This window comes from Halobaculum gomorrense (genome assembly GCF_900129775.1).
Classification (GTDB): domain Archaea; phylum Halobacteriota; class Halobacteria; order Halobacteriales; family Haloferacaceae; genus Halobaculum; species Halobaculum gomorrense.
The window spans coordinates 127,293-150,934 of the sequence record NZ_FQWV01000002.1 but is presented as its reverse complement, the minus strand read 5'-3'; the positions used below and the strand labels follow the sequence as shown (position 1 = coordinate 150,934).

General features: G+C 66.2%; 24 protein-coding genes. 10 read left to right on the top strand and 14 right to left on the bottom strand.

Annotation, left to right across the window (positions count from 1 at the left end; all coding sequences use genetic code 11):
* The 3 genes from BUE16_RS04270 to BUE16_RS04260 are packed head-to-tail and all read right to left on the bottom strand — an operon-like array spanning position 1 to position 3,721.
* Complete coding sequence (locus tag BUE16_RS04270; protein WP_079991491.1) at positions 1-1,086, bottom strand: ABC transporter permease; 1,086 nt, start codon at positions 1,084-1,086, stop codon at positions 1-3.
* On the bottom strand, positions 1,083-2,039 hold the full coding sequence (locus BUE16_RS04265; protein WP_073307193.1) for an ABC transporter permease: 957 nt from the start codon (positions 2,037-2,039) through the stop codon (positions 1,083-1,085). The genes BUE16_RS04270 and BUE16_RS04265 overlap by 4 nt, the downstream gene beginning before the upstream one ends.
* On the bottom strand, positions 2,039-3,721 hold the full coding sequence (locus tag BUE16_RS04260) for an ABC transporter substrate-binding protein (RefSeq protein ID WP_073307192.1): 1,683 nt from the start codon (positions 3,719-3,721) through the stop codon (positions 2,039-2,041). Before BUE16_RS04260 ends, BUE16_RS04265 begins: the two co-directional genes overlap by 1 nt.
* A gap of 54 nt (positions 3,722-3,775) precedes the next feature.
* Here BUE16_RS04260 and BUE16_RS04255 point away from each other — a divergent pair, with 54 nt between their 5' ends.
* A complete protein-coding gene (locus BUE16_RS04255) occupies positions 3,776-4,510 on the top strand; it encodes a helix-turn-helix domain-containing protein (RefSeq protein WP_234972324.1) in 735 nt (244 codons plus the stop codon).
* A gap of 47 nt (positions 4,511-4,557) precedes the next feature.
* Here BUE16_RS04255 and BUE16_RS04250 read toward each other — a convergent pair whose 3' ends face one another.
* Positions 4,558-5,907, bottom strand: a complete 1,350-nt coding sequence (locus BUE16_RS04250; RefSeq protein ID WP_073307191.1) for a M28 family metallopeptidase — start codon at positions 5,905-5,907, stop codon at positions 4,558-4,560.
* 125 nt (positions 5,908-6,032) lie between these two features.
* Here BUE16_RS04250 and BUE16_RS04245 point away from each other — a divergent pair, with 125 nt between their 5' ends.
* Complete coding sequence (locus BUE16_RS04245; RefSeq protein WP_073307190.1) at positions 6,033-6,326, top strand: hypothetical protein; 294 nt, start codon at positions 6,033-6,035, stop codon at positions 6,324-6,326.
* 28 nt (positions 6,327-6,354) lie between these two features.
* Here the strand turns inward: BUE16_RS04245 and BUE16_RS04240 are convergent, their stop codons facing one another.
* Positions 6,355-7,302 carry a transcription initiation factor IIB gene (locus BUE16_RS04240; protein WP_073307189.1) on the bottom strand — a complete coding sequence of 316 codons (948 nt, stop codon included), beginning with the start codon at positions 7,300-7,302 and terminating at the stop codon, positions 6,355-6,357.
* Positions 7,303-7,576: 274 nt separating this feature from the next.
* Here BUE16_RS04240 and BUE16_RS04235 point away from each other — a divergent pair, with 274 nt between their 5' ends.
* From BUE16_RS04235 to rnhB, 5 genes are all read left to right on the top strand, one after another.
* Positions 7,577-7,771, top strand: coding sequence for a hypothetical protein (locus BUE16_RS04235; RefSeq protein WP_073307188.1), 195 nt, complete (start codon positions 7,577-7,579; stop codon positions 7,769-7,771).
* 186 nt (positions 7,772-7,957) lie between these two features.
* Positions 7,958-8,317 carry a hypothetical protein gene (locus tag BUE16_RS16845; RefSeq protein ID WP_073307187.1) on the top strand — a complete coding sequence of 120 codons (360 nt, stop codon included), beginning with the start codon at positions 7,958-7,960 and terminating at the stop codon, positions 8,315-8,317.
* A 93-nt stretch (positions 8,318-8,410) separates the two neighbouring features.
* A complete protein-coding gene (locus BUE16_RS04225) occupies positions 8,411-8,692 on the top strand; it encodes a hypothetical protein (RefSeq protein ID WP_073307626.1) in 282 nt (93 codons plus the stop codon).
* 101 nt (positions 8,693-8,793) lie between these two features.
* Positions 8,794-10,233, top strand: coding sequence for a tRNA pseudouridine(54/55) synthase Pus10 (locus BUE16_RS04220; RefSeq protein ID WP_079991490.1), 1,440 nt, complete (start codon positions 8,794-8,796; stop codon positions 10,231-10,233).
* Positions 10,234-10,236: 3 nt separating this feature from the next.
* Positions 10,237-10,947, top strand: a complete 711-nt coding sequence (gene rnhB / locus BUE16_RS04215) for a ribonuclease HII (RefSeq protein ID WP_073307186.1) — start codon at positions 10,237-10,239, stop codon at positions 10,945-10,947.
* An 84-nt stretch (positions 10,948-11,031) separates the two neighbouring features.
* On the opposite strand, the gene BUE16_RS04210 is transcribed toward rnhB, so the two are convergent.
* The 3 genes from BUE16_RS04210 to secF all read right to left on the bottom strand — a co-directional run bounded on the left by BUE16_RS04210 (position 11,032) and on the right by secF (position 13,850).
* Positions 11,032-11,334, bottom strand: coding sequence for a hypothetical protein (locus tag BUE16_RS04210; RefSeq protein WP_073307185.1), 303 nt, complete (start codon positions 11,332-11,334; stop codon positions 11,032-11,034).
* A 72-nt stretch (positions 11,335-11,406) separates the two neighbouring features.
* Entirely contained in the window at positions 11,407-12,975 is a 1,569-nt protein-coding gene (locus BUE16_RS04205) for a preprotein translocase subunit SecD (RefSeq protein ID WP_073307184.1), read from the bottom strand.
* Positions 12,972-13,850: a protein translocase subunit SecF gene (secF, locus tag BUE16_RS04200; protein ID WP_073307183.1), complete on the bottom strand. Its 879-nt coding sequence runs from the start codon at positions 13,848-13,850 to the stop codon at positions 12,972-12,974. The genes BUE16_RS04205 and secF overlap by 4 nt, the downstream gene beginning before the upstream one ends.
* A gap of 335 nt (positions 13,851-14,185) precedes the next feature.
* On the opposite strand from secF, the gene BUE16_RS04195 reads away from it, so the two are divergent.
* Genes BUE16_RS04195 through BUE16_RS04185 form a run of 3 tightly spaced genes read left to right on the top strand, consistent with a single transcriptional unit; the run spans position 14,186 to position 15,804 of the window.
* Positions 14,186-14,494: a hypothetical protein gene (locus BUE16_RS04195; RefSeq protein WP_073307182.1), complete on the top strand. Its 309-nt coding sequence runs from the start codon at positions 14,186-14,188 to the stop codon at positions 14,492-14,494.
* Positions 14,495-14,551: 57 nt separating this feature from the next.
* Positions 14,552-14,737, top strand: a complete 186-nt coding sequence (locus BUE16_RS04190; protein ID WP_073307181.1) for a DUF4177 domain-containing protein — start codon at positions 14,552-14,554, stop codon at positions 14,735-14,737.
* On the top strand, positions 14,734-15,804 hold the full coding sequence (locus BUE16_RS04185) for a hypothetical protein (protein ID WP_073307180.1): 1,071 nt from the start codon (positions 14,734-14,736) through the stop codon (positions 15,802-15,804). Before BUE16_RS04190 ends, BUE16_RS04185 begins: the two co-directional genes overlap by 4 nt.
* Positions 15,805-16,434: 630 nt before the next feature.
* Here the strand turns inward: BUE16_RS04185 and BUE16_RS04180 are convergent.
* The 6 genes from BUE16_RS04180 to BUE16_RS04155 form a co-directional block, all read right to left on the bottom strand.
* On the bottom strand, positions 16,435-17,418 hold the full coding sequence (locus BUE16_RS04180; RefSeq protein WP_079991489.1) for a glycoside hydrolase family 26 protein: 984 nt from the start codon (positions 17,416-17,418) through the stop codon (positions 16,435-16,437).
* On the bottom strand, positions 17,411-18,634 hold the full coding sequence (locus tag BUE16_RS04175; RefSeq protein WP_234972323.1) for a glycosyltransferase family 2 protein: 1,224 nt from the start codon (positions 18,632-18,634) through the stop codon (positions 17,411-17,413). The genes BUE16_RS04180 and BUE16_RS04175 overlap by 8 nt, the downstream gene beginning before the upstream one ends.
* A 127-nt stretch (positions 18,635-18,761) precedes the next feature.
* Positions 18,762-19,256, bottom strand: coding sequence for a metal-dependent hydrolase (locus BUE16_RS04170; protein WP_234972334.1), 495 nt, complete (start codon positions 19,254-19,256; stop codon positions 18,762-18,764).
* 177 nt (positions 19,257-19,433) lie between these two features.
* The gene (locus tag BUE16_RS04165) at positions 19,434-21,239 is read right to left on the bottom strand and encodes a hypothetical protein (RefSeq protein WP_073307176.1); all 1,806 of its coding nucleotides are present in this window, start codon (positions 21,237-21,239) and stop codon (positions 19,434-19,436) included.
* The gene (locus BUE16_RS04160) at positions 21,239-22,573 is read right to left on the bottom strand and encodes a glycosyltransferase family 4 protein (protein WP_073307175.1); all 1,335 of its coding nucleotides are present in this window, start codon (positions 22,571-22,573) and stop codon (positions 21,239-21,241) included. The genes BUE16_RS04165 and BUE16_RS04160 overlap by 1 nt, the downstream gene beginning before the upstream one ends.
* 6 nt (positions 22,574-22,579) lie before the next feature.
* Positions 22,580-23,569, bottom strand: coding sequence for an alkaline phosphatase family protein (locus BUE16_RS04155; protein ID WP_073307174.1), 990 nt, complete (start codon positions 23,567-23,569; stop codon positions 22,580-22,582).
* Between the last annotated feature and the right edge of the window lie 73 nt (positions 23,570-23,642).

Below are 23,642 nucleotides of genomic sequence, written 5' to 3'. Positions count from 1 at the left end.
TCACTCCACCTCCGACTGGCTGATGTCGAACGCGTCGCGCAGGCCGTCCCCGAGCGTGTTGAACGCGAGCACGACGAGCATGATCGCCAGCCCGGGTATCACGGAGATCCACGGGGCTCGCGAGATGAACTGCCGCCCGTCGGAGATGAGCAGACCCCACGTCGGGGTCGTGGGCTTCACGCCCAGCCCCAGGAACGAGAGGCCCGCCTCCGCGAGGATGGCGAGCGGGATCATCAGCGTCGCCTGGACGATCAGGGGGGCGATCGCGTTCGGAACCATCTCCTTGAACATGATGCGGAGGTCGCCCATCCCGACGGCCCGGGCGGCGGTGATGTACTCTTCCTCGCGTATCGAGAGCACCTCCCCGCGAATTATCCGGGCGAAGTCGTCGATGAACGCGATACCGATTGCAAGCACCACGTTCACGACGCCGAGGCCGCCCATCACCGCGATGATGCCGACCCCGAGGATGATCTCCGGGAACGCCCACTGGAAGTCGACGTACCGCATGATCACGCTGTCGATCCAGCCCCCGTAGTAGCCGGCGACGATGCCGAGCGTCGTCCCGATGGAGAACGCGACTCCGACGGTCGCCAGCGCGACGAGAAGCGAGACGCGCGCCCCGTAGATGATCCGCGTGAGCAGGTCGTGGCCGAAGGAGTCGGTGCCGAGGTAGTGCGTCACCGTCTCGGTCTGCCCGTCGCCGTCGAAGTCGCCGACGGACTCGCTCAGCGGCGGCTTCATGAGCCCGAAGGTCTCCTCGGGGCCGTGCGGCGCGACGTACGGCGCGAACACGGCGACGACGACGAACAGGAGCACGAAGATAGCGCCCGCGAGCGCGAGCCGGTCTCGCCGGAGCGTCCGGACGATCCGCTCGAGCGTCGATCGGTGTTCTTCAACGGTCGATTCGGTCTCGTACTCCGGAGGGACCTCGCCGACGCCGAACTCTCCGCGGCGGGTGCCGAAGGTCGTGTCGGCGACGCCCCCGTCGGACGTCTCGGTCCCGCCGTCGGCGCGGGGCGGGTGGTCGGTCGGCTGTGCGGACGCGTCCGCCTCGGGACGGGCGTCGGCGTCGCGTTCGGTCACGCCGCCTCACCCCCGTAGCGGATGCGCGGGTCGATCGCGGTGTAGACGATGTCGACGAGCAGGTTCATGAAGACGAAGACCCCGGAGATCAGCAAGATAGTGACCTGCGTCACCGGGTAGTTGCGTTCGAGGATCGAGTTGACGAGCAACCGACCGAGCCCCTGGATACCGAAGACGATCTCGACGGTGACGCTCCCCCCGAGCACGAGCGCGAGTTGGATACCCGCGATCGTGACGACGGGGATGAGCGCGTTCTGCATCGCGTGCTTGTACAGTTGCGTCCGGGAAGAGACGCCCTTGGCGAGCGCGGTGCGCATGTACCCCTCGTCAAGCGTCTCGATGAGCGACGATCGCATCATCCGGGTGACCCCCGCGGCGTACGGCAGCCCAACGGCGATGCTTGGCAACAGCAGGTGTTCGAGCCAGGGGACGACGCCCTCCGAGATCGGGACGTATCCCAGGACCGGGAGCCACCCGAGCCAGACGCCGAAGACGATGGCCAGCAGGATCCCCACGAAGAACGCGGGCATCGAGATGCCGACGAACGCCGCGAGCGTCGCCGCGTAGTCCGCCAGCTCGTTGCGACGAGTCGCGCCGAGCACACCCGCGGGGATGGCGATTGCGAGCCCGAGCATGACGCCGATGAACGCGATTGAGAGCGTCTTTGGCGCGGCTTCGGCGATGAGCGCGGAAACCTTGGTGCTCGACGTGATGCTCCGACCGAGGTCGAGCACGACGAGGTCGGTCATCCAGTCGATGTATTGGACTGGGAGCGGACGGTCGAGCCCGAGTTCCGCGCGCAACGCCGCGACCGCTTCCGGGGTCGCCTCCTGTCCGAGCATCGCCCGTACCGGTCCGCCCGGCACGAACCGGAGCCCGAAGAACACCGTCGTCGCCACTAGCCACATCACGAAGACGGCATGGGCGACGCGCTTCGCGATGTACCGCCACATCACTCGTCGAGGTAGACGGTGTGGAAGTTACGCATGTAGGGGATGTGAGTGAACCCCTTCACCGTCGGCCGGCGGGCAGCGATGTCGTCGCGGTGCGAGAGGTACACGTGCGGGACGTCCGCGATGAGGCGGTCTTCGATCTTGTGGAGGATGTCAGCGCGCTTGTCCCGATCCAGCGCCCGGCGCTGGTCGGCGAGCCACTGGTTCACGTCCTCGTCCTCGTATGCGACCCAGTTCCAGGGGCCGTCCGACCGGTAGAAGTTCCACAGCGACTGGTCGGGGTCGGGGTCGCCGACGGAGCCGGAGATAGTCACGTCGTAGTCCAGTTTGGCGTAGCGGTCCCAGTACGTCGAGGAAGTGACCTGTTCGATGTCGACGTCCAGGCCGGCGCTGGTGAACTGCTGGCGCATCGCCTTCGCCGCGCGGAGGCTCCCCTTCGTCGTCAGGATGGAGAAGCTGGCACCGTCGGCACCCGCCTCCTCGAGGAGCTGTTTGCCCTCCTCCGGGGCGTACGCCTGGTCGTCCGGCTTGTCCTCGCGCCAGACCCAGCCGGTCGCCTTGTTGATCGGGCCCTTCGCCGGGAGCGCGTTGCCGAAGTAGGCGGTGTCGACGTAGGCCTCGTTGTCGATCACCTTCGCGATCCCCCGACGCGCTTTCTTCGAGGCGAACGGTTCGCGCTTCTGGTTCATCGCCAGTCCGAGCCAGTTGACACCGGGTGCCTGCAGCTTCTTCACCTCGTTCGCCTTCTCGACCTGCGAGACGTTCTGCAGGGGCACGAGGTTCGAGAAGTGGATGTCGCCCGCCTTCAGCGCGTTGACGACCTGGGCCGCCTCCGGGATCGGCGTGATGTCGACCCCGTCGAGGTAGGGGAGCTGCGTCCCCTCCTCGTCGGTGGCGAAGTAGTCGTCGTAGGCGTCGAGTTTCAGCTCCGACCCCACGTCGTGGTTGGCGACTTTGAACGGACCGGTGCCGACCGGGGAGGTCTTGTACGCCTCCGCGCCCATCTCTTCGATCGCCTCCTTGCAGACGATAGTCGCCGCACGGCCGGGACCCCGGGTGAGGTAGATGAGCGCCGGGGCCATCGCCTTCTCGAAGTTGAGCGTCACCGTGTAGTCGTCCTCGACGACGACGCCGCCCTCGTCGACGGGTTCCAGCGTCGACAGCTTCGGCGCGGCGGGCGTCTCCTTCGAGATGGTGCGGTTGATCGTGTAGCGCACGTCCTCGGCGGTGAACTCCGTCCCGTTGTGGAAGGTGACGCCCTCGCGCAGTTGGAAGGTGAACGTCTTCCCGCCGTTCGTGACCTCCCAGTCCTTGGCGAGGTCGCCGCGGACGGTGAGGTCCTTCTTCAGCGTGACGAGGCCGTTGAAGATGTTCGCCGCCACCTGGAAGTACTGGCCGACGCTGATGTACGGCGGGTCCAGCACGTCGATACTGCCCGTGAACCAGCCGGCCTTCAGGCGGCCGCCTTGCTTCGTCTCCGGCTTGGGCGTGTCCGTCTCTCCAGCGGTGCCGTCACCAGACCCGCTGGTAGTGGTCGACTGGCCCGAGTCACCGCTCGTACAGCCGGCCAGTGCTCCCAGCCCCGCCGCGCTCAGCAGGGCGGTGGTCGTGCGCCGGTCGACGACCGGCCCACTCAGTGCTTCGTCAGTGAACTCTTCTTCGTTTTCCGGTTCCGGATCCATGTGACACACAAGCACAGTCGACGGGTTCAAGATGACCCCGAATAGATTTGGGCCATGGCCGAGGAGACTGGAACCGAGCGGATGAGCGACCGAATGCGAGAGGTGACGCTGAAGGTCAAACACAACGGGCAACCGGAGTGCCGAGTGTCCGAGCGCTACCCCAGCGTGACGATGCGGTCGGTGTCGTCGATGACGGGCCGAACGACCGAACGCAAGCGGATAATCGAGGTGAGCGGCGACCCCGAGACCGTGCCGAAGTTCATCGACGACTTCCGCGACGGCGACCCGATCGTCGCCGCCGAGCCGGTGACTCCGTTAGGCGAGCCGACCGTCTTCGTCGCGCTGACGTTCAACGCCCGCGAGTGGGACAGCATCGCAGAGCAGTTCGCCGAACTCGGCGTGCACTACCGCACGGGAACGGTGATCACCGGCGGGTGGGAACGCTGGACGCTGTACCTGGAGGAAGGCGACGATCTCTCGACGATCATCGAGGCGCTCGAATCGCGCGGCAACGACGTGCGACTCGTCCGGCAGGTCGACACCCGCGAACTCGAACCCTCGTCGCGGTTCGAGCAGGTCGGGGCCCTCCACGACCTCACCCAACGCCAGCGCGAGGCGCTCGCGACGGCGATCAGGGCGGGGTATTACGGCCACGAGAAGGACGCCGGCGTGGAGGACGTCGCCGACGAACTCGGCGTCGGGACGACGACGGCGTGGGAGCACCTCGCGCGCGCCGAGGGGAAGGTGATGGACGACCTCGGCGAGTTTCTCGACGCCGGGCCGCAGTAGGGACGCGGCGACCGGAGCACGCGGCCCGAACGGGCCGCCAGTGTGGGCTATTCCAAGTCGTCGTACGGCCAGCGGCCGCCCATCCGCAGCTCCTGTTCGTACCCCTGGTCGATGGCGTCACGCAGTTCCTGACGGCTCTTGTGTTGCGTGTCAACATCGTCGGACGCGAACCGCGCGGCGGCCTCGGCGACTTGGACGGCCACGTCGCGCAGATCGCGGGAGTCGAGCTTATCCAGCGTGTCGGCGTGGGTGTGTCCCCAGCCGCGGCCGGACCGCTCGGACGTGGTCGAAGTGATCACGGCGGGGACGCCCTCCTGCACGAACGCCCACTGGTCGCCGTGCGGAGAGATCGTGTCGTCGGTCGAGAGCGTGGCGTCGAGGTCGTCGGTCACCGCCTCGAACACCGCGCCCATCGCCTCGAAGCCGTTCGTCCCCACCCTGAGGTTCCGGGAGCTACACGCGCCGTCGAGGTTGACGACGCACCGCAGGTCGTCGAGGTCGGTGGTCTCCGCGCAGTGGTACGCGCCCCACAGCCCGATCTCCTCGGAGCCGAAGGTGATGAGCCGCACGCGGGTGTCGAGGTCAACGTCCTCGCGCGAGAGGAGCCGAGCCACCTCCGCGACCAGCGCCGAGCCCGCGCCGTTGTCGTTGGCGCCGTCGGCGATGTCGTGGGCGTCGACGTGCGCGGTGACGAGCACGTGTTCGTCGGTGTCGGGGCCGACCTCCGCCTCGGCGTTGACCGAGGTCGTTGGCTCGTTGCGGCACTCGACCGAGACGGTCGCCTCGCAGTCCTCCTCGGCGTACCGGGCGAGCCGCTCGCCGACCTCCCGGGAGACGCCGACGGCGGGGATCGGCCCCGGGCGCTCGTGGTAGCCGACCTCGCCGGTCGGGGGGACCGACCCCTCGACGTGGTTGCGGAAGACGAACGCGACGGCGCCGTGGTCGGCGGCGTTGACGTACTTCTCCATCCGGTGGATCCACCGGTCCACCGACTCCGGCGTCGCCGAGGAGGCCATCGCGACGGCGCCGTCGAGCTCGTCGGCCTTCTCCTCGAACTCCTCGTAGGTGCCGTCGCCCACGTCGACGACGCGCCCCGTCGCCTCGCCCGCCGGGCAGCCGGGGAGCGCGAGCACGTCCTGCTGCCCGTCATGGGTTCGCTCGTGCGGGTCGTGGACCGTCAGCGACGAGGACCCGCGCCACCAGCCGGGGATCTCGAACACCTTGAGCCGGGTCTCGCGGGCGCCGGCGCGCTCGAAGGCGTCGCGCACGACCTCAGCGCCCCGTCGTTCGCCCGCCTGTCCGGCCATCCGGTTGCCCACGTCGACCAGATCGGTGAGCACGTCCCACGCGAACCCGCTCGTCTGTGCGTCTCCCACGGCCGCGTTCGACAGTCGCATTGGCCGTGAGTTCGCTGCGACCCCCTTGAGTCACCGGGTCCCGGCCCAACAGGCTGGCGATTCCGCAGGACCGTCCGGGACCGCCCCGACAGGTTCATGTATTGTGGTAACTAATACCATAGAGGATGCGAACACCGACGGATCTCTCCGACGCGGACGAGCGCGTGTTGCGCCACCTGCGGGACGGCGGCGTCGATTACCCCGCGCTCATCGCCGCGAACACCGGCCTTCACATCCCGCTCGTGGAGCGGCGGATCGCGACGCTGGAGCAGCGCGAATTCGTTGAGGCGGCGACCGCCGAGCGGATCTATCGGATCACCGACCGCGGAGCGCGCGCGCTCGCCGGCGACGCCGCGGCGTCGGCCGACGCGACGGGAGAGGCCGCGGCCGACGGCGGGTCGCCGATGAACGGCGAGTAGGGCAGGAACGGGAGCGTCTGCGCCGCCGTCAGAGCGTGCCGAGTTCGACGGCGTCCATCTGTTCTTTGTACCGGTTCCGGACCGTGACGACGGTCACGTCGGCCACGTCCGCGATCTCCGACTGGGTCCGCTTCTCGTCCGAGAGCATCGACGCGAGGTAGATCGCCGCCGCGGCGAACCCCGTCGGCGACTTCCCGGCGTGCAGCCCCTGCGCGGTCGTCTCGTCGACGATGCGGGTAGCGCGGCGCTTCACCTCCTCGGGCAGCGACAGCTCCGAGCAGAACCGCGGGACGTGCCCGGCGGGGTCGACCGGCTTCAGCGCGAGGCGGAGTTCGCCGGAGATGTAGCGGTATGCCCGGGCGATCTCCCGACGCTCGACGCGTGCGACGCCGACGAAGTCATCGAGCGAGCGGGGGATCCCCTCCTGCCGGCAGGCGGCGTAGAGGCTCGCCGTCGCCATCGCCTCGATCGACCGCCCGCGGATCAGATCCTCCTCCAGCGCGCGGCGGTAGATCATCGACGCGACCTCGCGGACCGACTTCGGCACGCCCTGCGCGGAGGACATCCGCTCGACCTCCGAGAGCGCGAACTGGAGGTTGCGCTCGCCGGCGTCCTGCGTGCGGATCCGCTCTTGCCACGTGCGGAGCCGCTCCATCTGGGAGCGCTTCTCCGCCGAGAGCTGTCGGCCGCTGGCGTCGCGGTTGCGCCAGTCGATGCTCGTCGTCAGCCCCTTGTCGTGCATCGTCTGGGTCATCGGCGAGCCGACCCGGCTCTTGCGGTCGCGCTCGGTGGCGTTGAACGCCCGCCACTCCGGCCCGCGGTCGACGGTGTCCTCGTCGACGATGAGTCCCGTTGGCTCATGCATCACCTCGCCGTCGTCGGTGCGAATGAGTTCGTCCTCGTCGACCTCGTCGGGGTCGACCGTCTCGAGATCGCGATCGGCTTGACGCTCGCGCTCGCGTCGCCTGGTCGTCACTGACTCGCTCGCGTCGAACCCGTTTCCGGGATCACGGCAGCCGCGTTCGACCGAGTTGTACCCCCGCGGTCTGCGGCGGGCGACTGGGTCTGATCGGTCCCGGACCGCTGCGTACGTGCCGGCATTTCGATTACTTTCAACGAGGTGTTTATGATAAACGTTCCGCCGAAAATCTCGCCCGCTGAGGCTCCCTTGCCAACAGCTGTCACTGCGGAGTAACTATTAATAATTACGCCCGCATCGGCGATGATACGACGAACCACGGAGGCTCCCGATGACCGACCACACCACCCTCACACCCCGTTCGCGACACGGTAGCGACGGGAGCGGGTGGTCGGTCGCCGGCGCCCCCGCCGCCGTCCGTGTCGCGTTCGCCGCGCCGAAGGCGAATGTGGCGGGGATCGGTGCGGGTGCAGCCGCGGGGAACATCGCCTCCGTGTACGGACCGTCCGTCTCCATCGCCGCGTGATCCGGCGACGCGTCTCGGGGCGCACCCGAGCGGAGGCGGACGCCGTTTTCCACCTACCGTTCAGACCCCCGTGACCCCGTCAGCCGGCTCGCGCGGCCGACCCGCTCCCCGGGAAGGCCCGCAGTCGCGTTCGAGCCGCGCAGGGAGTCTATGTCGGTCCACCGACATCGACTGGCCGACGCCAGCATGACCATCGCAGTGTCCAGAGCCGCACCCGGCAATCTCGCCGAGGGTGCCGAATCGAAGCTCCGCCGCGCCGACGCGGTCGACGCCGTCGAGTCCCTCGACATCCGCGGCCTCCAACCCGGCCTCAACGACCTCACCGTCGAGGCCGACGCCACCGTCGCGCTCGCCGGCGACGCCGGCGAGGACCGCGAGGCTGTCGCCGACGCGCTCGCCGAGCAGTTCGGCGTGACGGACGTCTCGGTGACGGCCGTCCGCTCGGTCCCGCCCGATGTTCGAGAATCGCGTGGCGATTCTCGGGCGGGCCGGAACGCGGAGCGTGCCGGCAACGGCACCGACGGCGCCGCCGTCGCCGGCGAATGACCGCACAGCCGGCTTAATCCGGATTCATTCCGTCGGAATCCGGGTTTTCGGCCGTGCGCGTTCTTGTCCGATCAGGACGTGGGATCGACCGTGATGAGACCGAACACGAGCGCCGTCCGGCTCCTGACCGCGCTGCTCGTCGTGGCGGGCCTCGCGCTCGCCCCGGCGGCGGCCGCGGCCCAGCCCGGCGGCACCGACAAACAGATCGACGACTGCGAGAACGCCGAGGCGGGCCCGAGCGGCGACGCCGGGCCGCCCGGGTTCGTCGGCGGCCTCCTCGACTCCGTCGTCCCCGACTTCGTCTCCGACCTGATCGGCTCGCTGCCCGTCCCCGACTTCCTGAAATCCCTGTTCGGCGCCCAGACCTGCTCGTAACCTCCGATCCGCGTGGCGGTTCGACTGTGATCGGCCGCCCGACCATCGGCGCCTCCGCTCGCGACCGAAAGGGCCTACCGCCCGCCGCAACGAGGGCGGGTATGACCGACTCCGACGCTCCCCCGGACGCGTCCGACCCCGACGCGGACGAAGCCGTCGACGCGGACCCCGACGCGGACGAAGCCGTCGACGCCGACGCCACCGGGGAGCGCGCAGCTTCCGACGTGCTCGACACCGCCCGAGCGCTCCTCGCGACGGGCCCGCTGTGTGACCACTGCCTCGGCCGCCCGTTCGCCGAGCGCTCGTTCGGCCTCGGCAACCACGAGCGCGGCCGCGGCCTCCGCGTCGCCGTCGCGCTCGCGGACGACACCGACTACGAGGGCGGCGCCGACGGCGACTGCTGGGTGTGCGAGGGGGTGTTCGAGCGCCTCGACGAATTCGCCGAGCGCGCCGCCGACGCGGTCGCAGACTACGAGTACGCCACCTACCAGGTCGGCACCCGCGTGCCGCCGCTGGCCGAGGAGAACGACCGACTGCTCCGCGAGGACGCCGGCATGGACCCCGACGCGGGCGAACCGCTCCGCAAGGAGCTCAACCGCGAGGTCGGCAAACGCGTCGGCCACGTCACCGACACCGAGGTCGACTTCGAGCGCCCGCACGTCCAGTTCCTCCTCGACGTGGACGCCGACCGCGTCGAGGCGACGGTCAACTCCGCGCACGTGTACGGCCGCTACCGCAAACTGGAGCGGGACATTCCCCAGACAGAGTGGCCCTGTTCTGACTGCCGCGGCTCCGGCCGCCAGGGGCGCGAACAGTGCGACACCTGCGGCGGCTCAGGCTACCTGTACGACGAGAGCGTCGAACAGCTCACTGCCCCCGTCGTCGAGGACGTAATGGAGGGCGTCGATTCGACGTTCCACGGCGCGGGCCGCGAGGACGTGGACGCCCTGATGCTCGGCACCGGGCGTCCGTTCGTGATCGAGGTGGACGAGCCACGGCGCCGCGAGATCGACGCGGATCGGCTGGAGGGCGACATCAACGCCTTCGCCGACGGGAACGTCGAGGTTGAGGGCCTGCGCCGCTGCACCCACGACATGGTCGAGCGCGTGAAGGAGCTCGACGCGACCAAGCGCTACCGCGCACAGGTGGAGTTCGGGGGCGACGTGACCGCCGGCGAGCTGGTCGACGCCGTCGACGACCTCGACGGGGAGACCATCGAGCAGTACACGCCGAACCGCGTCGACCACCGCCGCGCCGCGAAGACGCGGACCCGCGTCGCCCACGAGGTCACGGGCGAGTTGGAGGACGCCCGCCACGCGACCGTCGAGGTCCACGGCGCCGGCGGCCTCTACATCAAGGAGCTGATCTCCGGCGACGAGGGCCGGACCGAACCGAGCCTCGCGGGCCTGCTCGGCGTCGACGCCACGGTGACGGCGCTCGACGTGCTCGCCGTCGAAGGGGCCGAGGAGCCGTTCGAGCGCCCCGGCTTCTTTCTGGACGGCGAGGACGGGCATCCCGACACCGACGCCGACGGGGAGTGAGCCATGCTCGGCGCAGACGAGGCGGGGAAGGGACCGGTGCTGGGACCGATGGTCGCCGCGGCGGTCCGCGCCGATCCCACGGCGATCCCCGCGGACGTTGACGACTCCAAGCGCCTCTCGCCGGCGAGGCGCGAGGCACTCGACACCGCCCTCCGCGGCGACGACCGCGTTGCCGTCGCGGTCTCCGTGATCTCGGTCGACCGCATCGACGACCCCGCAGCGGACATGAACTCTCTCACCGTCGTGGGGCAGGCCGAGGCACTCGCGCGGGTCGCCCGGGGCGGCGACCGCGCGGTCGTCGACGCCGGCGACGTGCGCGAGTCGCGGTTCGCCGACCGCGTCGCCGACGCGGTCGCTGCCGGCGGAAGCGACGAGAACGCGCCCGACGAGGACGCCGTCGCCGATGCGGCCGCGGGAGCCGACATCGACGTGACGGCCGAACACGGCGCCGACGAGTCGTTCCCGGTCGTCGCCGCCGCGAGCGTGATCGCGAAGGTGGAACGCGACCGGATTGTCGCCGAGTTGGACGCCGCCTACCGCGACCGCGGCTACGACGGCATCGGCAGCGGCTACCCCTCCGATCCGACCACCCGCGAGTTCCTGCGGGAGTTCGTTGCCCGCGAGGGCGACCTGCCGGAGTGCGCGCGCCGGTCGTGGAGCACCTGCGAGGACGTGCTCGCCGCGAACGAGCAGTCAGCCCTCGACGAGTTCTGACTCGCGCGTGCGGTCGTCGGTCTCGCGCGATCGACCGTCGCGCTCTGAATCGCCCGACAGCGACGCGGATCGGAAGCGGCGGAATCAGCGAAACGGCGGCAGCCGCCAGCCGTAGGCGACGAGCGCGCCCGCGGCGAGCAACGACGCGACCGCGAGGACGGGAAGGGGGACGCCCGCGTCCGCCAGCGTCCCGAGGACGACCCCGGAGAGCGGAACCAGCACGAACAGGCCGGCGATCGCTCCGGCCAGGAGCGTCCACACGGAGCCGGGTCGGTCGGCGCGCGCGTCGAGTTCCTCGCGGACGACGCGGCGAACGACGCGCTCGAGTTCGTCCTCGGTCGGCGGGCCGTCGCCGCTGTCGGAGCGATCGGCTGGCTCGGAGGGCACAGGCGGCGAATCACGGCGGCGGATGAAAAGCGGTTCGCCGCGACGGTCGGGCCGGCCCGTGCCGGGCCGACCTCAGCGGTCGGTCAGCAGCGCCCGGAGGATGTCGCCGTAGGCCGGCCGGGTGACGAGCACGCCGACGAGCACGCCGAGGATCGTGAAGATGGCGAAGCCCTGGAGGTCGCCGAGCGAGAGGAACGCCAGCGGCGACATCGCGACGATCGTCGTCGCGGCGGCGGCGCCGATGACCCAGAACGCCTTGCGGAAGCGCGACTCGAAGACGCGCCGGGAGTTCACGGCGCCCTCCGCCATCACCTCGTCGGCGATGATCACGAGGTCGTCGACCCCGGTCCCGATGACGGCGATGAACCCGGCGATGACCGACAGGTCCAGCGGGTACTGGATGAATGCCGCGAACCCGAGGAGGATGACGACCTCCGAGAGCGCGGTGACGACCATCGGCGCGGCGACCTGCGGCCGGCTGTAGCGGGCGAAGACGACGCCCGCGACCGTGAGCACCGCGAGGAGGCCGATGATGAGCGAGTCGCGCTTGAAGTTCTCACCCTGTGCGGCGCTGATCGAGGAGGTGGTTCCCTCGTCAAGCGCCAGCGCCGCCGGGAGCGCACCGGCGCGGAGGTCGATGCTGACCGCCTGCGCCCGCTCGAACGAGCCGGTGACGAGGATGAACTGCGGGTCTTGAGCCCACTCGTCGTTGTGCATCGACTGCGCCAGCGAGGGGTTCATCCCGAACGAGGAGACGACGTTCCCGTCGCGGATGACGAGGATACACGGCTCCGTCGACTGCGGGCTCTGCCGGTAGCTGCAGTCGGTGCCGCCCTGTCCCGCGACGCCCGTCTGGACGAACAGCCGCTGGACGCGCTCGGCCTCGCTCGGCTTGATCGAGACCGGGACGTGCGGACCCGTCCCCTGCCCGCCCTGCTGGGCGGTCCCGACCGTCTGGAAGTCCTCCTGCGTGATGACGGTCGTGTTCACGTACCGGGTCGTGTTGTTGCGCGTGACCCGGTGGTACGCGGCGATCTGGACGGTCCCGCGAGAGTTCACGATGTCGACCACCTCGCTGCGGTCCTGGTTCGGCACCTCGATGAGCACGAAGTGCTCGTTGCTGATCGTCTCAACCGTCTGGACCGTCCCGCCGGAGAGCCCCGCGGCGTTGATCTTCGAGCGCAACACGGCGACCGTCTGCTCGCGGGTCGCCTCCGTGACGCCGTCGCGAACCGTCTCGTACTCGAAGCCTGCGGCGTCGAGCGCGTTCGCGAGCCGCTGTTGGGTCGCGTTGTCCGCGACGAGTTCGACCGTGCCGGTCGCGCTCCCGGCCGTCCGCCGCGCGATCACGTCGGCGCTGTCGGCGTTCGGGAGTTCGGCGGCGACGGCGCGTTCGACCTCGGCCGTCGACTGGTTGCCGAACTGGACGCCCTCCGCCGTGACGCCGACGAGCGGCGCGCGGATGCGCGTCCCGCCCGACAGCTGGAGGCCGTACTTCAGGTTCGTCGGGTTCTCCTGCGCCGCGGCCGCGTTCGCCGTGCTGTCGAACGCCGGCGCGAAGAGGAATACGGTCGAGAGCACCAGCATGAACACCAGCAGGACGACGCGCCAGTTGTCCTTGACCGTCTCCCACGCGCTCATCTCGCCACCCCCTCGAATTTGTACCAGCGAAGCAGCGACACGTTGAGCAGGTACGTGTTCATCAGGTCGGCGGCCAGCCCGAACACGAGGATGGTCCCGATGCTGGCGAGCAGGCCGATCCCGTACACGCCGGCGACCACGGCCATCACGGCCATCGCCGCCAGCGACGTGACCGTCATCGTGACGCCCGTGCGCATCGCGCGGTAGGTGGACTCGTAGAAATCGCCCGAGCGGCGGAGCACGCTGTTGTTCAGGAGGATGTCGGAGTCGACGGAGTAACCGATGAGCATGAGCAGCGCGGCGACGGTCCCGAGCGTGAGTTCGATACCGAGGAGGTTCATCAGCGCGACGGGGATCACGATGTCGGAGAACGCAGACACGACGACCGCGACGCTCGGCACGAACGTCCGGAACAGCGCGAACACCAACGCGGCCATCCCGGCGAACGCGACGCCGACGCCCAGCAGTGCGAGCCGCTGCGTGTCCGACCCGAAGCTCGCCGAGACCGAATCGATCGAGCGGATAGTGAAGCCGGCTTCCTCGGCTTGCGCCTCCAACTGGCCGGGCTCCGCCTCGGTCGACTCGAACGTGATGACGTACACGTCGCCGCCGCCGACCTGTTGGACGGAGTCGGGCGTCGCGGCGAACGCCTCGTCGATCCGTTCGCGTGCCTGTGCGTCGCTCGGAGCGTCGACGGCGACCCGCAGCTCCGTCCCGCCGGTGAAGTCGAGCCCGGGGTCGACCGGCGCGCCCGTCGTCGCGTACGCGCCGCCGATGACGAGGAGGGCCGCGGTCAACACCACGAGCGGTATCGCGGCGAGTTGCCGGTTGGAGTACCGGGTGTAATCGACTTCCGGTACCTCGAATCGAGCCATGCGTTTCGGTCCCCCCGCGCCCCGAATAAGCCTTCTTTTTCACGACTACCGCCGTTTCAGCCGGTTTCGAGCGGATTCCGCACCGATACCGAGGCTGCGGCGCGGCGACACTACCGCCACCCTCGCTCCCCGCTCGCCGCCGGCCGGGCGAGCCGTCGGTATCGCACCCAAATATACACCGTATCATACGATACGAAATCTGATTCGCGGCAGTCGGCCCGTCACGCGAGCGGCTCCCGACGACCGGCTCGACGGGCGGCCGTCGTTGTCGGCGGAGTGACGCCGGCCGAACACAGCGGCGACAGGTCGATGTAGACAGCGTGCCTCCAGTCCGTATGAACGACGCCGCGCGCGTGGTCCTCTCGTTTCCGGACGGCCTGAGCGAGTGGGGCCGCGACCAGATCCGGACGGACCGCTACCGGAACTACCTCCGGCGGATGCTCAACAAACCGAGCGTCGGCGACGAGCGCGAGGAGTTCGTCGACATCGGCTGTTGCGGCGACTCACTGGACCTCACCGTCCGCGTCGAGGCCGTCGAGGGCGGAACCCGCGTCGGCGACGAGACGGTCGTGGAGTTGGTCGAGCGCTCGGGGACGGTTGAAGGCGGGTGGCGCGTGCAGTCGGCGGCCGGCCCGACGGAGTGAGTCGACGCCGCGTCGACCGACGGGTGCGCTTTTTACACTCGCTCCGGATGTACGACCATGACATCCGGAGCGTGGGAATACGAGACGTTACAGCCGCCGCGCGGGGCGACCCAGAAGGAGGCGACAGATCCGAAGACCGAGCTGAACGAGCTCGGTGAGGAGGGATGGGAACTGGTCGACACCGTCGATTACGTCGGCGGTGGGACCAAGTACCTCGTGTTCAAGCGACCCACCGAGCGATGAGCGTCGATCCCGACGCCGGGGTCGACGCGGACGCCGGGGCCGACACGGAGATCGATACCGCGGGCGACACGGAGATTTCGACGGCGAACACGATGCGCGAACGGGCGAACGAACGGCGCGTCAAGCTGTGGGTGCTGCTCAAGGCGAACCGGCTGTTGATAACCGGCGCGCTCGCCGTCGGAGTGTTCGCCGCCTTCGTCGGGATCGGGACGGTCCTCGGCGTCTCGGCGAACCTCGGGACTGGCGACACGAAGGGGACCATGTTCTCGACGCTCCTCGGGGCGATCATCACGGGGACGACGCTCGTCGTCACGATCAGTCAGCTGGTCATCTCCCAGGAGAACGGCCCCCTCGGCGACCAGCACCGACGGATGAGCAACACGATGGATTTCCGCGCGTTCGTCAACGACGCGTACGACGGTCCGACGCCAGTGGATCCCTCCGCGTTCCTTCAGGGGCTGGTGGACGAGACCAAGCAGCTCGCGGAAGCGCTGCGTGACTCGGTATCCGACAGCGACGACGACGACCTACGCGAGGAGGTCGACGAGTTCACCGAGAGCCTCACCGGCAATGCCGACACCGTCGGAGACCGCCTCGACGGCGCGACCTTCGGGGAGTTCGACGTGCTGTTCGCCGCCCTCGATTTCAACTACGGCTGGAAGATCTTTCAGGTGGAACGGATCGCCGCCGACCACGCGGCAGCAATGGACGAGGACACCGACCGGCTCCTCACCGAGCTCCGGACTGCGCTGTCGATGTTCGGCCCCGCGCGCGAGCACATCAAGACGCTCTACTTCCAGTGGGCGCTGATCGACCTCTCGCAGCTCATCCTCTACGTCGCGATTCCCGCGCTCGTCGTCGCCGGGGGCACGCTCGCGTTCTTCGGGAGCGGACCCGTCCCCGGCGATACCCTGGGTGTCGCGAACGTGCTCTGGCTGGTCGCCGCCGCGTTCACCGTTTCGGTGCTCCCGTTCCTCCTGCTCGTGTCGTACATCGCGCGGATCGCCACCGTCGCCAAGCGCACGCTCGCGATCGGGCCGCTTATTCTCCGCGGGTCGCAGCGGTAGGCACGGTGCAGAGTTTCGGAGGATGGGATCTGATGCGTGGCTTATTTTTACGCTTTCTGCGGATGGGCGGGCTTGTGTCTGGCGATTAGTAGACAGTCACAGAATATACCACTCAGAAAAGTTTTCTTGCTGATATAAAATGAGAACCGCATGAAAGCTCTATTTTCACAGTATTTTTGCACGAATAGAAGGCACACATCAAAACCATCCTCCGAGGTTGTGGACGGTCAGAGTTTCGGAGTTTGGATTTTGATGCGTGCCTTATTTTCACGTGGTCTGTGGATGGATAGTCTTTCGTCCGGCGATTAGGCTGCAGTCGCGGAGTATGTCGCTCAGAAAAGTTTTCTGAGTGATAAAATTACGGAACCGCAAGACAGCTCCTGTTTCACAGGTCCTCCATATGAACAGAAGGCACACATCAAAGCCATCCTCCGAGGTTGTGGACGGTGGTGTGCAGTGGAATAGTTGAGACTGGCCATCTCAATGCATACGGCCGCATCGGGAGCAGTTTGGGCTCAAGAGTCACTGAGATATCTTATAACAGGCTACATTGTACACATTGCGTGAGTCTTCGGATGTCCGGTCAGCAGCGGATTTGCTAGGAGTGTCAGTATCCGGCACTTCTTTTGCTCAGTCCTTGCCACAGATGCGCGCAGAGACCTGGTTAAATCGTGGGTAACAATCGTACTGTCGACCGTTCAATTCTATTTGTTTGCGGATTGTTGCCGTGTCCGATGAAACCGGTTCGAGTACCGTCCAGTCCGTCTCTTTCGACATATTGAACCACCCGACCAGTTCCACTCCGTACTCGTTGAACAGTTCGAACGCGTCGACAAGCCACTGTGACTTTCGGAGCGGCCGGCGCTTGCTATTGTAGGCTGACGAGCATCCGGTCTCTGGGATCGCGAGTGGCAGGTTCGTCTCGGCATTCACCGCCGCTAACGTCTGCTCGAACACTGCTTCCGGTGATTGCCACGAGCTCCACGGCTGGCTGTCACCGAAATTGTACCCGTCGACCCCGATCCAGTCGACGTACTGCTCGCCCGGGAAATACTCGAACGGGGGTACACACGTTCCGTCGGTGACGTTGATACACCACATCCAATCAACCCGCTCTCTCGGCACACCGGCGTCCGCAAACGCCTCGAAGAGGCGACGCCACATTCGGGTATACTCCTCGGGGGTGGTGCCGTGACCGGCACTCCACGGATACCACGTACCGTTCATCTCGTGAGCGGGCCGAAAGATCACTGTACGGTCGGACGACTCGGAGAGCCACCTTCGTAGCAACTCCGCCCACTGATGTATCTCGTCGTCCACGCGGCCTTCGTTGATCGATCGAACAGGAGACGCGTCCGAACTGATCTCGAAACCGAAAGGCTCCCACGTGAGGAGTGGTACGAGTCCCGCATCAACGATGGCTGAGAGATACCGCGTGACGAACTCCCGTCGATACGACGCCGGGACGTCGGTCCTGATGAACGTCGTCACAACATCAAGTGGACGGCTGAGCCACGCCTGAAAGGCGCGAATCGTCCGAAGACGCTCCGATTCGCCGGGAAATACGCCGAGTAACACGTCACTATGATCCGACTGGCCGACGCGTTTAGTCATCGTTCGCGTCCCTGTAATGATGTCGTGGTGGGTGTTCGTCCGTGGTTGTGCGGTAGTGCTGCGGTGGCTGATTGGTCACCTCGTCAGCCTTCGTGGTCACGTCGAACGAGTCGGGAGGCGAGACGAGTCCCCACAACGCGCCAACCGAGTGGAGAACACTCGTAACAGGCGCCAGTACAAGGCTGAGGCCCGCAATAGCAGGCGTCGGACGCACCTGCCAGATACCGATACCAACCCAGACAAACACGAACGAGAGCAACACGACTGAAATCCCCTGATGTATCTGCCACGCGAACACGTCTACGCCAGGGAGATTTCCTAAGAACAAAAACAGCGGGACGGCTGCCGTAACCGACCACGACAGATCGCGTAGTCCGTACATAATGACCCGATCAAGCGAGAGGATCGTATTGTTCTCTCGGCTCCCACTGATCCACCGACGGCGCTGGCGTATCATATCAAAAAGGCTCGGGGGAGACTGACCCGATATCGTTTCGGACAACACACTGAACGACGGCTGCTCAGGTAGTTCGACGAACGCCCGCCACGTGAACACCGTATCCTCGATCAGCGTGGAATAGTCCCACGTCACCGCATCCTCGATGGAACTGCGAATGGCCACGCCACCACCCCACGTGTAAAGTGGGACAGTGGCCGACTGGAATCCTCGCTGTTCGATCTGGAACCCCATACGGTTTATCTCACAGAGGTGGGCAAGGAGGCTCGTCGTCCGCCGTGGCTGTTCGGTGAACTGTACGATGTCGCTGTCAGGGAGGCCACTAAACCCGTCCATATGGCTATCCTCATCCAGGTACAGGACGTATTCGCGCTGACACGGCACCGCTTGACGTGCCCACTCTAATGCTCTTCCCTTATTTACAGCCTTGGACTCAAACTCGTCGGGAACAACCAGCACTTCCGCTCCCGGAACCTCAATTGGCTCCTCGGAAATAACATATCGACGGTCCAACTCGGGCGGAAGGTTGCGAACCGTCTCGGTGACAGCCGACTCGTTGCCGATTGTCACAATCCGGACTTCAACCGCGTATCCGCCGTGCAATGGCGCCGGGGAGGTGTACGTTACAACCCCGGCCAACAACTGATAGACCCAGTACATGTTACCGGCGATATAGAAGCTGGTCACAACCCACAAAACGATCGAAACGACGGCGTCCAAGACCACCACTATGAGTGAATGATACGTTAGAAGTGTCACAGCCACGCGGTACGATACAGGAGACCGCGTAGTGTTACCCGCAGGTTACCTGGGTGGTAGCAAAGCGGAGTACAGTCCTACCGGACTGCCGCATGGACACGATCGGCGAAATCGAGTTGTCTGCCGATCAGTCGCCTGTCTCGGATACGTGTGGGTTTCCCCGGAGTCTTCGCCACAGGTCGGCGAGAACTAGTGTTCCAGTTACCAACAAGACGAGAAGTGAGAACCCTGTCCAGAGTCTTATATGTATCCCGCCAACGCCGGCCCACGATGGAACGTCGGGTCGCGAGACCGGATCGGCAAACGGCCACAGAAGATCCGGTCGAATCCGTGGGTGCGGCCCGAACAGTGGGCCGTAGTTGTCGGCCACAAGATGAGACACGTACGCGAAGGCAAAACCCACACTCAGGCGATTTCGCTCCGTCTGCCACCCGTAGATGACAGTACCAATCAAGAACGGCAGCGCGATCGGTAATGAGTGCATGAAGACGCGTCCGGACGGAATCAGGCCGAACTGATACGCAAGGGGTTTGTCGACCAGGTCGGGAAACTGACTCCCGATGAACGCAACGGCCACGAGACGAACAGTCGGGAGACGTCTGTCGATTACGAGGACATACATCAGGACGGGGAGGAAAGCGACGAGGAAGTGTTCTATCGGGAACATATCACTGACGTGGACGGCACGTACCGTACTCGCCGGGCGCGTGGCAGAGAGCTATCGAGATAGTGGTGACACCGACGACACACACAATCATTGACGATATTGGACTGACGGTCAGTACGCTCTTAGAGCTGTTCATCGGGACGTTCCCGAGTGTTCTCCCTTTACGAACTTCGAGCGGACGAACGTTCCACACTCCGGTGGCCCGGAGTTGTAGTTCGGTGATGCCTGCGTGTTCGATGCTTTCCCGGGGATGTACGGCTCGGTGTCAGCCCGCGTTAGCGAGACGCCTGTACTGTCAAAGACTACCGACACGTTCGACGGGCGAGCGTCACCAGTCTCCGGTCGCCACACGGTTAGAAGCGACTTACAGGCACCCTCACCGTGTACCGGGTTGCGATAGTTGTTGTCGTACGCGACCCAGAGACTCCGCTCGGCACCGAGCACCGCGCCGGAGTAGTGGCGCTCCGTCCACTGACTCGCCCCGAATTGGGCGCTCGTATGATGGCCCTCTCCGATCACCGTCTCGTCGGGGTTCGTGTAGAGGATATGTGGATCGAACGCAGCGACTTGGGTCAGGATCAGGGCGCTCACGATGAGAACTGCGACGACACTCCGAATGACAGAGAAAACGCGTCGTTCAGACGCCAATCGGGACAGTCTGGACGGTAGCTGGGCCCGCGAGATGACACTCAGCGTTGGCGGTGTAATAGTCGCCACGAGAAACAACAGAATCCGGATCGGATCGAGTGGGACGACCCGACCGCCGACGAGGGAGGCGAAGTACAGCATCGCGAAGATACCGGCTGCCCCGACCCATCCGACCTCCCAGTAGGCCGCATCGTACCGCGTCAGGACGCCGAATGCCGTCACCCCGGCCATCAGCGCGAACACCAAAATCGCCGCGCGAGAAACGAGTTGCCGCGGAGGAACCCCGCTCACCGAGAAGATACCGCCACCGCCGCTAGACTGGACCGGCGCTGCCGTCTGTTGTCCCTCGAAGAGTGCTCCGTAGGCCGTGTTCACCAGCTCTGTCGTCACCTGTGGGGCGAGAAAGAAGAACACGGCCCCGACGCCGAACGCCACGACGACGGTGCCGGTGATTCCGATGTCGATCGGTCTCCCCCGTCGTGGGTAGAGGCGGCGGGCAAGCACACCCGGAAGTGGCACCCGCTCGATGAGACTCGCACCGAGCATACACGCCAGCAGGATACCGAAGAAGGCCGAGGTGGCGTGGTGTGTCAGCGCCAGCGCGGCGATCACCACGGCCAGCCCGACGACTGCTCGCCGCTCGCGTGTGGCGAGTGCGAGGTAGAGGATGGCGGTAAAGAACAACAGCACCGCAATCGTCTCGTCGACGAACTTCACTTCGAACAGGACGAGTGTGCGGGTCGAGGCGACGGCCATCCCGGTGTAGAACGCGATGCGTCTGGATGCGAGGAGGTCGACCCCGGCATAGACGACGAACGGGATGGCGACGACGAACAGCGGGAAATACTTGGACAGGAACCCGGTATCGACGCCGGCGAGTTGCTGGAAGGCGAGGGCAACGGCATAGAACGCCGGCCAGTCACCGTCGGCGTTGACGAACGCCCCGATCGAGGTACCGTTCCGAAGGTACTCGAGCGCCGGGATGGTGAACGAGTACGCATCGTAGCCGAACAGTCCCGCCTCGAACGGGTCGATCACGACGAGGATAGGGAGCAGCGGCGTCGCAAACAGGAAGAACACCTCCCACGCCGGCGTGAGGTGGCCCCGCTCGGCCAGTCCGAGCGGGATGACAAACAGTGCCATCAAAAGTACGTATCCGGTACCCTCCGGAACGAACGAACCGGCACGAAAGACGACGACAGTGGTGAGTAGATACAGCCCGAGGTACAGCGCGACGGCTCCGAGTGAGGGGGGTACCGTCTCTGCCTCGGGCGGTCGCTCGTTCGTCATCAGCGGATCGACGCTGGTGGCCCGTTCTGCGGTACTGTGCGCTCGCTCCTGCCGTCCGTTGTGTCGGGCACGACTCTCGACTCATCGGAACAGGCCGCGTAGTGGGCAAGCAGGCGGTCGAGGTGGGTACTCAGCGTGTAGTCCTCGGCCCGTGCATATGCCGCCTGACTCTCGACGTGCGGCGCCGTCCGGCAGACCGATTCGATAGCGGTAGCCAACGCGACCGGGTCTTCGGGCGGAACGACGCGTCCCGTCGTTGATGCGTCGTCGCCTGGCGTGTCGATGAGTTCGGGAATCCCACCCATATCGCTGCCGACGACCGGTGTGGCCCGGGCCAGCGATTCATAGATAACCATCGGGGAGTTGTCGTTCCAGCGAGACGGGACGACGGTGACGGTTGCCTCCCGGTAGAACGCTGCGAGGTCGGTCTCGCTCACGAACCCGTGGAACGTCACCCGCTCGTCTCCGGCTGCCTGTGCTTCGAGTTGCTCTCTGGCCTCTCCACGCCCCACGATGTCCACCCGGATGTCCGAGTCGAGATGTGCCAGCGCATCAAGCAGCACATCCACACCTTTGGGGCGAGCGAGTTGGCCGACGAAGAGAATCCGCGGTGGGTCGGCCACGGCTCCGGGCGTCGTACGGTCGTCACGGGGCACCCCGAGGCGAAGCACGGCCGTCGGGGTGTCCGCAAAGAACCCCGCCTCCTCGTGTTGGTCGATCATAAACCGAGAAGGCGCCAACACCCGATCGAGATAGGGTTCGACAGTCCGACGGTTGTACGCCCGGAACGGGCGCATCAACACGTTGAGTTCCCGCTGTGCGCCACCCACGAACATCCCAGGATCGACGTGGAGCAGACGGTAGTCGTGGAGCGTCTGGACAACGGGGGCGTGAGCGGCTGCTGCGCTGAACACGGCTGGTGAGAGCCCACCGAAGTTGTGGACGTGGACGATATCGGGCGCAAGGTCACCGAGCAGGTGGTTCACTGTCCGGCTAGCCTGTGGGTTCCAGAGGTCGATCAGGTGCATCAGTGGCTTCTTCCAGCCGGGTTGCTCGCGGTACTCGAACGGCGTGTAGAGGTTCCATGGCGTGAACCGGTGGACGGAGACGCCGTTCTGTCGCTCACGGAACGACCCATCGCCGGCCCGAGCATCGTCGCTGGTAGCTGTCGTGATGACCGACACCTCGTAGTCCCGTTCGACGAGTGCTTCTGCGACCGTTCGGACGGAGGTTTCGGCCCCACCAATCGTCTCCGGTGGATAGAGGTTGGTAATGAAGCAGATGTGTTGGCCGTCGAACGTCGCCGCGTCGGTGTGGGGCTGGATTTCACTCATCGTGTGTCACCGGTAACCGAGTGCCCGCAGCCGAGTCTCGATGTCATCATCGGTCGGCTCCGCCGACGTGGGGTCCGATCGCACACGTCCGCTCGATGGGCGTTCTCCCGTGTCGATGGCGGTCGTCTCGAACCACGGAACCTCTCGCAGACAGTCGAACGGCATCGACTCGGGGTGACCGTACAGGCCGTACTCCCCGGTTGCATTGCCGTGATCCGAGGTGATGATCACCCGCTCGCTGTCGATGCCGTGCAGGAGTCGCTCAACCTCGACCAGCGCGAGGTCGAGGTTGGCCCGGTAGCCGTCCCGGACTTCATCGAGGCTCACCTCGCCTGCCTGTAACCGCGTCCAGACGTCACGCTCGGCCGCATCGGTGAAGCCGTCGGCCGCCTTCGGCGTCGCGATGTCCGGACTATCGATGAACGGACAGTGTGGCTGCATATAGTGGACGAGGAGCCGCTCTCCGGCGTCGAAGTCCACCTCGCGGCTGGCAGCGAGTGCCCGGTCCGTCACTGTTTCAGGCAGGAGCGTCCCGTGGTCGTCGTCCCACGCATCCTGCCAGACGGGGTCGAGCGATGCGAACCACGACTCATCGAGTTGCAGTGACGACCACGGGCTCCCGACGACGTAGTGCGTCTGTTCGACCCCCTCGACCCCGGGGCCGAACGTCCGGCGCATCCAGGGGCGAGTCGCACTCTCCACCGAGCGGGTTGCCGCGAGCGAGCCGCGGTCGACGAACGCAAAGTCCGTGTCGGGTGACGATACGGCGGCGGCGAAGAGGTCGTACCGACAGGCGTCGAGGACGACGAGTACGTCCCAGTCTTTCTCGTATATCGAGCGACCGGGAGGGGTGATTCGAGAGCCCTGCTGGAGGAGTTTGTGGTAGAATGCACGGGCCGGCACTGAGAGTCCGGCCACCCCCTCCCGACGAACCGTGGTAGCCGTCTCGCGAAGGAAGCCACCAATATCGGGAAGTCGACGTTGCGACCTGTTCATACACCTCCATGAGGAGGAATAGTAGTAGCCAAGGAGTTGGCTCGACCCTATCCGTGCGTGTTACCTCGAGGAT

Bases quoted from the DNA above. Each gene is read 5' to 3' on its own strand.
- BUE16_RS04265 (WP_073307193.1), bottom strand. From the start codon at position 2,039: ATGTGGCGGTACATCGCGAAGCGCGTCGCCCATGCCGTCTTCGTGATG.
- BUE16_RS04260 (WP_073307192.1), bottom strand. From the start codon at position 3,721: ATGGATCCGGAACCGGAAAACGAAGAAGAGTTCACTGACGAAGCACTG.
- BUE16_RS04255 (WP_234972324.1), top strand. From the start codon at position 3,776: ATGGCCGAGGAGACTGGAACCGAGCGGATGAGCGACCGAATGCGAGAG.
- BUE16_RS04250 (WP_073307191.1), bottom strand. From the start codon at position 5,907: ATGCGACTGTCGAACGCGGCCGTGGGAGACGCACAGACGAGCGGGTTC.
- BUE16_RS04245 (WP_073307190.1), top strand. From the start codon at position 6,033: ATGCGAACACCGACGGATCTCTCCGACGCGGACGAGCGCGTGTTGCGC.
- BUE16_RS04235 (WP_073307188.1), top strand. From the start codon at position 7,577: ATGACCGACCACACCACCCTCACACCCCGTTCGCGACACGGTAGCGAC.
- BUE16_RS16845 (WP_073307187.1), top strand. From the start codon at position 7,958: ATGACCATCGCAGTGTCCAGAGCCGCACCCGGCAATCTCGCCGAGGGT.
- BUE16_RS04225 (WP_073307626.1), top strand. From the start codon at position 8,411: ATGAGACCGAACACGAGCGCCGTCCGGCTCCTGACCGCGCTGCTCGTC.
- BUE16_RS04220 (WP_079991490.1), top strand. From the start codon at position 8,794: ATGACCGACTCCGACGCTCCCCCGGACGCGTCCGACCCCGACGCGGAC.
- rnhB (WP_073307186.1), top strand. From the start codon at position 10,237: ATGCTCGGCGCAGACGAGGCGGGGAAGGGACCGGTGCTGGGACCGATG.
- BUE16_RS04205 (WP_073307184.1), bottom strand. From the start codon at position 12,975: ATGAGCGCGTGGGAGACGGTCAAGGACAACTGGCGCGTCGTCCTGCTG.
- secF (WP_073307183.1), bottom strand. From the start codon at position 13,850: ATGGCTCGATTCGAGGTACCGGAAGTCGATTACACCCGGTACTCCAAC.
- BUE16_RS04195 (WP_073307182.1), top strand. From the start codon at position 14,186: ATGAACGACGCCGCGCGCGTGGTCCTCTCGTTTCCGGACGGCCTGAGC.
- BUE16_RS04190 (WP_073307181.1), top strand. From the start codon at position 14,552: ATGACATCCGGAGCGTGGGAATACGAGACGTTACAGCCGCCGCGCGGG.
- BUE16_RS04185 (WP_073307180.1), top strand. From the start codon at position 14,734: ATGAGCGTCGATCCCGACGCCGGGGTCGACGCGGACGCCGGGGCCGAC.
- BUE16_RS04180 (WP_079991489.1), bottom strand. From the start codon at position 17,418: ATGACTAAACGCGTCGGCCAGTCGGATCATAGTGACGTGTTACTCGGC.
- BUE16_RS04170 (WP_234972334.1), bottom strand. From the start codon at position 19,256: ATGTATGTCCTCGTAATCGACAGACGTCTCCCGACTGTTCGTCTCGTG.
- BUE16_RS04165 (WP_073307176.1), bottom strand. From the start codon at position 21,239: ATGACGAACGAGCGACCGCCCGAGGCAGAGACGGTACCCCCCTCACTC.
- BUE16_RS04160 (WP_073307175.1), bottom strand. From the start codon at position 22,573: ATGAGTGAAATCCAGCCCCACACCGACGCGGCGACGTTCGACGGCCAA.
- BUE16_RS04155 (WP_073307174.1), bottom strand. From the start codon at position 23,569: ATGAACAGGTCGCAACGTCGACTTCCCGATATTGGTGGCTTCCTTCGC.